The sequence below is a fragment of the Archangium sp. genome (assembly GCF_036388035.1).
Classification (GTDB): Bacteria; Myxococcota; Myxococcia; order Myxococcales; family Myxococcaceae; genus Archangium.
The window spans coordinates 1-4,161 of sequence record NZ_DASVSO010000483.1; the positions used below are offsets into that span (position 1 = coordinate 1).

A 4,161-nucleotide genomic window follows, 5' to 3' on the forward strand; every position below is an offset into this window, starting at 1 on the left:
CCAACAGCACCGCGGAGACGATCGAGAACGTGAAGCGCGCCCGCGAGGCCGGCGCGGACGGCACGCTCATCGTCACGCCCTACTACAACAAGCCCACGCAGGCGGGCCTGGTGGAGCACTACCGGGCGATCGCCAAGGCGCACCCGGGCTTCCCCATCATCGCCTACAACGTGCCGGGCCGCACCGGCGTGGACCTGCTGCCGGAGACGGCGCTGCGCCTGTGCGACCTCCCCGAGGTGGTGGCCCTCAAGGAGGCCACGGGCAACATGGCCCGCGCGGTGGACCTGGTGGAGAAGTGCGGCGAGCGGCTGACGCTGCTGTCCGGTGACGACTTCACCGTGCTGCCCTTCATCGCCTGCGGCGGCAAGGGCGTCATCTCGGTGTCCTCCAACGTGGCGCCGCGGATGATGGCGGACCTCGTGGCGGCCGCGCGCGCGGGGCGGATGGCGGAGGCGCGCGAGCTCCAGGTGCGGATGAACGAGCTGCACCGGCTGCTCTTCGTCGAGTCCAACCCCATCCCCGTGAAGTGGGCGCTGCACAAGCTGGGGCTCTTCGGTCCGGAGCTGCGCCTGCCGCTGGTGCCCATGTCCGAGCCCAACGCGAAGAAGCTGGAGGCCGAGCTGCGCAAGCTGGGCCTCCTCCCGGGCTGAACCCAGGCTCACGGGCCGAGGACACCATGATTCGTACCGTCATCACCGGCGCCACCGGCCGCATGGGCAGCACCCTGCTGCGCCTCGTCCGCGACGCCCAGGACCTGGAGCTGGCCGGCGCCACCGCGCGCACGGGCTCGACCGCCGTGGGACAGGATGCCGGGCAGGCCGCGCGCCTGGGCACCGCGCTCGGCCTCACCGTGGGCGATGACCTCGGCCGGGTGCTCGACATGGGCCGGGCGCGGGTGGTCATCGACTTCACCAGCGCGGAGGCCAGTGTGGCCCATGCGCGCCAGTGCGCCGAGCGCGGTGTGGCCATGGTCATCGGCTCCACGGGCTTCACCCCCGAGTCCCGCGCCGAGCTGGCCGCGAGCGCGAAGTCCATCCCCGTGGTGCTGGCCCCCAACACCTCCGTGGGCGTGAACGTGGTCATCCGCATGGCCGCCGAGCTGGCCCGGGTGCTGGGCGAGGGCTATGACGTGGAGGTGCTCGAGGCGCACCACCGGATGAAGAAGGACGCGCCCTCGGGCACGGCGCTGAAGCTGGCCGAAGTGCTCGCCTCGGCGCTGGGGCGCGGGCCGGAGGACCTGACGTTCGAGCGGAACGGGCAGATCGGCGCGCGCCCGAAGAAGGAGATTGGCGTGCAGACGCTGCGCGGCGGGGACGTCGTGGGCGAGCACACCGTGTACTTCCTCGGGGAGGGCGAGCGCATCGAGCTGACCCACCGGGCGACGAACCGGGATCAGTTCGGCCTCGGGGCGCTGCGGGCCGCGCGCTGGGTGACGGGCCGCGCACCGGGGCTCTACGACATGGCCGACGTGCTCGGCTTCCAGAGGACCGCATGACGACGCGTTATTGCCGTTTCCAGCACGAGGGCCGGGCGCACTTCGGCCGCATCGAGGGTGAAGAGGTGGTGGCGCTCTCCGGCGCGCCGTGGGCTGGCGGAGAGGACACGGGCCGGCGGGTGGCGCTGAGCGCGGTGACGCTGCTGGTGCCCTCCGAGGCCTCCAAGGTGGTGTGCATCGGTCAGAACTACCGCAAGCACGCCGAGGAGATGGGCAAGCCCGTCCCGCCCGAGCCCCTCATCTTCATGAAGCCCTCCACCGCGCTCAACGCGCACCGCTCGCCCATCCGCATCCCCCAGGCGAGCCAGGAGGTCCACTACGAGGCGGAGCTGGGCCTGCTCATCGGCGAGCGTCTGAAGAAGGTGGACGAGGCCACCGCCGCCCGCGCCATCTGGGGCCTCACCTGCATCAACGACGTGACGGCGCGCGACATCCAGCGCCGCGAGGTGCAGCACACCCGCGCCAAGAGCTACGACACCTTCGCCTGCACCGGGCCCTGGGTCGTCACCGGCCTGTCCCCGGCGGACCTGCGCATCCTCTGCCGGGTGAATGGGCAGGTGCGACAGGACAGCCGCACCTCGGACATGATCTTCCACCCCGCCCGGCTGGTGTCCTTCATCTCCCACATCATGACCCTCCTGCCAGGCGACCTGATCAGCACGGGGACGCCCTCGGGCGTGGGCCGGCTGGCCGCTGGGGAGACGGTGGAAGTGGAGATCGAGGGAATCGGGACCCTGGCGAATCCTGTTGAGATGGAGCCTTGAGCACCACTGTCTATGTAGGGCTGGGCTCCAACCAAGGAGACCGCGAAGCCCAACTCGTCTCCGCCCTGGAGGCGATGTCGCGCATTGATGCAGTGGCCGTCCTGCACTGCTCCTCCTTGTTCGAGAGCGCCCCCGTGGGTCCTCCGCAGCCGCACTACCTCAACGCCGTGGTCGCGTTGGAGTGCTCGCTGCCCCCCCAGCGGCTGCTCTGCATCCTGAAGCACATCGAGCGAGACCTCGGGCGTGACCCGGGGGGGCCGCGCTGGGGCCCGCGCCCCATCGACCTCGACATCCTCCTGTGGGATGGAGAGATCGTCGCCGACCCCAACCTCCAGGTGCCGCACCTGGAGCTGCACAAGCGTCGCTTCGCCCTGGAGCCCCTGGCCGAGCTCGCCCCCGAGGCCACGCACCCGGTGCTGGGAATGACGGTGCTGGAGTTGCTCACGCACCTCGACCCCCAGGACGTGCGCCGCTGCCCGGCCACCCAGTGGCCCGAAACCCTCTCTCCGGTAACCGAGTAATGACCCTCTCCCTCGCCCTGGCCACCGCGGCCCTGCTCGCCGCCGAGCCCTCCAACCTGCCCGCCGGGCATCCGCCCCTCGGCTCGGGGGCCCAGCCCTCGGCCGCCTCCCCCGGGAGCACGGGAGGCATGCCCGAGGGCCACCCGTCCCTCGGCTCGGCGCCGTCCGCCGCCACGCCTCCGGGGCAGATGCCCGAGGGCCACCCGCCCATGACGGGCCGGGCGCCGCCCACCGCCGAGGAGCTGCTCCAGCAGCTCGACGACATGCAGGGCCTGCGCGAGCGGGAGAAGACGTTCGAGATCGCCTCTTCGCTCGGCAAGCTCTACTACACGAACGGCCGGCCCTCGGACGCCATCGCCTACTTCTTCCAGGCGGAGCAGAAGGCGAAGGACGTGCGCGCGCTGTTCCTCGCCCAGCGCAAGAAGCTGGGCAAGGGCCCGGTGCCGAGCGCGGCGCAGGCGAAGTGCGGCTTCTCCGAGCAGACGCCCGTGGAGTCCATGGCGGCGACGGCCGCGGAGCGCGCCAAGAAGGGCGACACCGCGGGAGCGGCGGCCTGTGCCCGCGCGGCGCTGGAGCCGGTGCTGGAGGTGGAGTCCATGCGCGCCAACGCGATGTTCCTCTCCGGTGACGGGGCGGGCGCGCTGGTGGTGTACGAGCGCGTGCTGGACGTGGCGCCCTCGTCCGCGGACGCGCTCTTCGGGCGCTCGGCGCTGCTGTACGAGATGAAGGGCGAGGACGTGAAGGCGCTGCAATCGGCCCACGAGGGCTTCGAGGCCTTCCTCGCCGCGCACCCGAACTCGGCGCGCGCACCGCTGGCGCGCAAGCTGAGCCGCATGACGGAGGACGCGGTGAAGGCCGGTGGCATGAAGAAGCTGCAGGCCTCGCGCGCCGAGGACCGGCGCATCCGCGCCACGAAGCTCGACCTCGCGCCGAAGGCGATGATGGCGCAGGGGGGGCAGATGGCCGGCGCGGGCGGGCCCACGGCGGGTGGTGCGGCCAGTGGCCCGATGGCCGGTGGCGCTGACACGGCGGCGCCCGCCATCTCGCAAGAGACGATGCAGGCGATGCAGAACGTCGAGCACACGCCAGAGATGGAGGCCCAGCTCACGCAGACGGTGGAGCAGGGCGAGGAGTTGCTGGCGAAGGGGCGCTTCGACGAGGCGCTGCAGGCGTACCGGCAGGTGATGCCGCTGCGTCCGGACGGGCGGGTGAAGGCCGGCCTGGCATGGACGCTCGTGGGCTTGGGCAAGCCCACGGCGGACCGGGTGTGGGGCGTGGCGGTGGGCTCCGACCCCGGGGCGGTGGATCAGCTCGGCGAGGCGCTCAAGGCCAAGGGCGATCTCAAGGGCGCCAAGGCGCTCTGGTCGAAGCTGGCGGCCTC

5 protein-coding genes are annotated in these 4,161 nt (G+C 71.9%); all 5 read left to right on the plus strand.

Annotated elements, in window-relative coordinates; genetic code table 11:
* Nucleotides 1–650: 4-hydroxy-tetrahydrodipicolinate synthase (gene dapA, locus VF697_RS19530; RefSeq protein ID WP_331097173.1), on the plus strand; the 650-nt coding region annotated here is incomplete at its 5' end.
* A gap of 26 nt (nt 651–676) precedes the next feature.
* Nucleotides 677–1,495 carry a 4-hydroxy-tetrahydrodipicolinate reductase gene (dapB, locus tag VF697_RS19535; RefSeq protein WP_331097175.1) on the plus strand — a complete coding sequence of 273 codons (819 nt, stop codon included), beginning with the start codon at nt 677–679 and terminating at the stop codon, nt 1,493–1,495.
* Nucleotides 1,492–2,259: a fumarylacetoacetate hydrolase family protein gene (locus VF697_RS19540; RefSeq protein ID WP_331097177.1), complete on the plus strand. Its 768-nt coding sequence runs from the start codon at nt 1,492–1,494 to the stop codon at nt 2,257–2,259. Before dapB ends, VF697_RS19540 begins: the two co-directional genes overlap by 4 nt.
* Nucleotides 2,256–2,780 (plus strand): 2-amino-4-hydroxy-6-hydroxymethyldihydropteridine diphosphokinase, encoded by a 525-nt coding sequence (gene folK / locus VF697_RS19545; RefSeq protein ID WP_331097179.1) that lies wholly within the window; start codon nt 2,256–2,258, stop codon nt 2,778–2,780. Before VF697_RS19540 ends, folK begins: the two co-directional genes overlap by 4 nt.
* Nucleotides 2,780–4,161, plus strand: a 1,382-nt coding sequence (locus VF697_RS19550; protein ID WP_331097181.1) for a hypothetical protein, incomplete at its 3' end; no start/stop codon positions are given. The genes folK and VF697_RS19550, both read left to right, overlap by 1 nt.